Source organism: Mesorhizobium sp. M4A.F.Ca.ET.090.04.2.1 (genome assembly GCF_003999085.1).
In the GTDB taxonomy this organism is placed as follows: domain Bacteria; phylum Pseudomonadota; class Alphaproteobacteria; order Rhizobiales; family Rhizobiaceae; genus Mesorhizobium.
In genome coordinates, this window is record NZ_RZOT01000659.1 from 1 (window position 1) to 2918 (window position 2918).

Genomic DNA, 2918 nt, shown 5'->3' on the forward strand with positions numbered 1-2918 from the left:
CCTCATAGGCGATGCCGGCATCGCGAAGTGCCGCCATTTCCTCGCCGGCGCGGCCGAACACCAGCGGGTCGCCAGACTTCAGCCGCACGACGCGCTTGCCCTCGCGGCCGAGCTCGACGAGCAGCGCGTTGATCTCTTGCTGGCTCTTGGAATGGCAGCCCTTGCGCTTGCCGACCGGCAGGCGCTCGGCGTCGCGGCGGCCCATGGCGACGATCGCGTCGGGCACCAGCGCGTCATGGACGATGACGTCGGCCTCCAGCAGCAGGCGATGCGCCCTGAGCGTGAGCAGATCCTCGGCGCCCGGACCGGCGCCGACCAGCGCGATGTGGCCCGAGGCCGGCGCGTCGGAGACAAGCAGCTCGACAGCGGCATCATGCGCCCGTGACAGTTCGCCCGCCTCCACGGCCCGCGCCGGAGCGCCGGCGAAGAAGTCGCGCCAGAAGCGGCGGCGGCCGGTGCCCTTGGGCAAGCGCTCGGCGGCGCCGCGAAAGGACGCGGCAAGCGTGGCCAGCGCGCCGAGCGACGGCGACAGCATGCGATCGATGCGGCCGCGCAGCATCTGCGCCAACACCGGGCCGGCGCCTTCGGTGCCGATGGCGATGGCGACCGGCGCGCGGTTGACCAGCGCCGGCGTGAAGAAATCGCAAAGCTCTGGCCGGTCGACCGCGTTGACCGGAATGCTCAAGCGGCGCGCGTCCTCGGCAACGCGGCGGTCGAGCGCCTCGTCGCCGCTGGCGGCGAACACCATGGCCGCGCCTTCGAGATGCGCAGCCTCATATGCGGCGGCGACATGGACAGCACCGGTCGCGGCAATGAAAGACAGCAGCTCGGCTTCGGCGGTTTGCGCTATGATGCGCAGCGCCGCGCTCGACTGGCCGACGAGCCGCGCCTTGGCCAGTGCCGCCTCGCCGCCGCCGACAATGGCCACGGCTTCGCCCTCGACCCGCATGAAGACGGGGAAAGCGTTGAGCTTGGCATTGGCCTGCGACATGGCGAGCAGATTCCTGAGCAATTTGGCAGTTTTACGCGCGGGCGTGAAAAACCAGAAGCAAAGCACTCGCGCATCCCGCGATGGCAGGCAATCGCTTTTTCGCAAGCGCGAAGAGCAGGAGAAAAAAATTCCACATCCGGGAGAGGATCGGATTGAAGCCGCCATTGCGGGCCCTGATCTCAGGCGTTTTTAGCTGCAAATGCTCCACGCTACAAAACTGATTTTTCTAAATCCTACCAATTTAGTAGATTAAAGCCGCAATACCGTCGCCGGCCGGCGCGCGTGGCTGAATGAGCGCCTGACCAATATCGGAACATTCCAGCTTGAGCGGGCGTTTGCCATACGGAACCCCGCCGGCCACCCGCCGCGAACGGTTCGCAACACTGCAAAAGCAGGAGGAGCCCGCATGAGCAACGTCACTCTGAAACATGGCCTTTGGATCGTGGTCGCCGATGGCGAGAAGGCGCTGTTCCTGCGCAATGAAGGCAACACCCGCAATCCGGACCTGCAGGTCGTGCAGGAGATGGAGCAGGAGAACCCCGCCACGCGCGAGCAAGGCAGCGACCGCCCCGGCCGCTACAATGACGGGCCGTCCATCCATCGCAGCGCGGTCGAGGACACCGACTGGCATCGTATCGGCAAGGAGCGCTTCGCCGACGACATCGCCGAACGGCTTTATGGGCTCGCCAATCGCGGCGCCTTCAAGGAGATCGTGCTGATCGCGCCGCCGCTGGTGCTGGGCGAAATGCGCCGGAAGCTCCACAAGCTTGTCGGCGACAAGGTGACGGTGGAAATTCCAAAGACGCTGACCAACCACACCATCCCTGAGATCGAAAGCCTGCTCCAGGCAGCCTGACGGCGCCCGCCGCGCAAGCGCAATCCGCCCTTCGCCCGGCATTCGTGCCCCTTGCCTTTCGATTTCACGGCTTTACGGGTTGCCTCGCGGCCCTGCCTCCTCCCATATTGCAAGGGCGGCGGCCGCGGGGCGGCCCTATCCTACATCGTGATTTTTTCGAAAGGCGCTCCATAGACAATGCCGCATGACACGCCCCTTATCGCCACGATCGTCGCCGGTCTGGGGCTGGCTTTCGTTTTCGGCGCGCTCGCCAACCGTTTCCGCATCCCGCCGCTGGTCGGCTATCTCGTGGCCGGCGTGCTGGTCGGGCCGAACACGCCGGGCTTCGTCGCCGACGCAAGCCTTGCCACCGAGCTTGCCGAGATCGGCGTCATCCTCTTGATGTTCGGCGTCGGCCTGCATTTCTCCCTGAAGGACCTTCTCTCCGTCCGCGCCATCGCCGTGCCCGGCGCCGTCGTCCAGATCGGCTTTGCCACGCTGCTCGGCGTCGGCCTTGCCTGGCTGCTCGGCTGGTCGATGGGCGCCGGGCTGGTCTTCGGCCTGGCATTGTCCGTCGCCTCGACGGTGGTGCTGCTGCGCGCCTTGCAGGAACGGCGGCTGATCGAGACCGAGCGCGGCCGCATCGCCGTCGGCTGGCTGATCGTCGAGGACCTTGCTATGGTGCTGGCGCTGGTGCTTTTGCCGGCGCTTGCCGGTGTGCTGGGCGGCCAGCCGCAGGCCGACGACCATGCCAGCCTGCTGGCGCTGCCGGCCAACTACGGCATCTGGGGCGTCGTCGGCGTCACGCTGGCCAAGGTGGTGGCCTTCGTCATCGTTATGCTGGTGGTGGGCCGCCGCGTGATTCCCTGGATCCTGCATTATGTCGCCCATACCGGGTCGCGCGAGCTGTTCCGGCTGGCGGTGCTGGCGATTGCGTTGGGTGTCGCCTTCGGGGCAGCAAAGCTGTTCGGCGTCTCGCTGGCGCTGGGCGCCTTCTTCGCCGGCATGATCATGAGCGAATCCGAGCTCAGCCACCGGGCGGCCGAGGAATCGCTGCCGCTGCGCGATGCCTTCTCGGTGCTGTTCTTCGTC

General features: G+C 66.6%; 4 protein-coding genes. 3 read left to right on the plus strand and 1 reads right to left on the minus strand.

Annotated features, from left to right (window positions below):
• Positions 1-991 (minus strand): SAM-dependent methyltransferase (locus tag EN781_RS29895; protein WP_127400613.1); only part of this gene is annotated, 991 nt, incomplete at its 3' end.
• On the opposite strand from EN781_RS29895, the gene EN781_RS29900 reads away from it, so the two are divergent.
• The 3 genes from EN781_RS29900 to EN781_RS29910 all read left to right on the plus strand — a co-directional run.
• The gene (locus tag EN781_RS29900; protein WP_126058274.1) at positions 990-1184 is read left to right on the plus strand and encodes a hypothetical protein; all 195 of its coding nucleotides are present in this window, start codon (positions 990-992) and stop codon (positions 1182-1184) included. The two genes, EN781_RS29895 and EN781_RS29900, sit on opposite strands and share 2 nt — an antisense overlap.
• Before the next feature lie 213 nt (positions 1185-1397).
• On the plus strand, positions 1398-1847 hold the full coding sequence (locus EN781_RS29905) for a host attachment family protein (protein ID WP_126058273.1): 450 nt from the start codon (positions 1398-1400) through the stop codon (positions 1845-1847).
• A gap of 177 nt (positions 1848-2024) precedes the next feature.
• Positions 2025-2918: cation:proton antiporter (locus EN781_RS29910; protein WP_189347932.1), on the plus strand; the 894-nt coding region annotated here is incomplete at its 3' end.

Bases quoted from the DNA above. Each gene is read 5' to 3' on its own strand.
- EN781_RS29900 (WP_126058274.1), top strand. From the start codon at position 990: ATGGCGAGCAGATTCCTGAGCAATTTGGCAGTTTTACGCGCGGGCGTG.
- EN781_RS29905 (WP_126058273.1), top strand. From the start codon at position 1,398: ATGAGCAACGTCACTCTGAAACATGGCCTTTGGATCGTGGTCGCCGAT.